The organism is Phytoactinopolyspora endophytica (assembly GCF_004138495.1).
GTDB classification, from domain to species: Bacteria; Actinomycetota; Actinomycetes; order Jiangellales; family Jiangellaceae; genus Phytoactinopolyspora; species Phytoactinopolyspora endophytica.
Window position 1 is genome coordinate 167814 of record NZ_ML142852.1, and the last position, 1178, is coordinate 168991.

1 protein-coding gene is annotated in these 1178 nt (G+C 66.3%); it reads right to left on the minus strand.

What is annotated here, in order from left to right:
- Positions 1–46 precede the first annotated feature (46 nt).
- Positions 47–1060, minus strand: coding sequence for a DNA-directed RNA polymerase subunit alpha (locus ELR45_RS09110; protein WP_129665299.1), 1014 nt, complete (start codon positions 1058–1060; stop codon positions 47–49).
- Positions 1061–1178 lie beyond the last annotated feature (118 nt).

Genomic DNA, 1178 nt, shown 5'->3' on the forward strand with positions numbered 1-1178 from the left:
GTTGCTGTCCCGCGGGTACGCCAGGGAGCGGAGCCCCCAGCAGGTCTCAGTACTGCTCGTCCTCCGCGAACGACTGGTCATCGTCGCCGTAGCTGTCGACCGCCGCCGTGGGGTCAAAGCCCGGCGCGCTGTCCTTGAGCCCGAGGCCCATGGTGGCCAGCTTCGCCTTCACCTCGTCGATCGACTTCTGCCCGAAGTTGCGGATGTCGAGCAGATCCGCCTCGCTACGCGCGACGAGCTCACCCACCGTGTGAATGCCCTCACGCTTCAGGCAGTTGTACGAGCGGACAGTCAGCTGCAGGTCTTCGATCGGCAGAGCCAGGTCGGCGGCAAGCTGCGCGTCCACCGGCGACGGACCGATCTCGATCCCCTCCGCCTCGACGTTCAGCTCGCGAGCCAGGCCGAACAGCTCGACCAGCGTGCTTCCAGCCGAAGCCAGGGCATCGCGCGGCCGCATCGACGGCTTCGTCTCGACGTCGACGATCAACTTGTCGAAGTCGGTGCGGCCCTCGACTCGGGTCGCCTCCACCTTGTAGCTGACCTTCAGCACCGGCGAGTAGATCGAGTCGACCGGCACCCGCCCGATCTCGGCGTCGTTGCGCTTGTTCTGCACCGCGGAGACATAGCCACGGCCGCGCTCGACCGTGAGCTCCATCTCCAGCTTGCCCTTACCGTTCAGGGTGGCGATGTGCAGCTCCGGGTTGTGGACCTCGACACCGGCCGGCGGCGCGATGTCAGCGGCGGTCACCACGCCGGGGCCCTGCTTGCGCAGGTACATCACCACCGGCTCGTCGTGCTCCGAGGAGACGACCAGACCCTTGAGGTTGAGGATGACGTCGGTGACGTCCTCCTTCACACCCGGGATCGTGGTGAACTCATGCAGCACGCCGTCGATCCGGATCGACGTGATCGCCGCGCCGGGAATCGAGGACAGCAGCGTACGACGCAAGGAGTTGCCTAGCGTGTAGCCGAAGCCCGGCTCGAGCGGCTCGATGGTGAACCGGGAGCGATGCTCCGACAGCGACTCTTCGCCGAGGGTGGGACGCTGGGTGATTAGCACGGGTACTTCCTTTCCGCGACGCCCGCTATATGACGGCCGCGATCAGGGTGTCCGGACGGTTGCCCGGTCACATGTCTCTCCTGTGAGGTGTGGGCTACGCCGAGGCGCAACCCACACC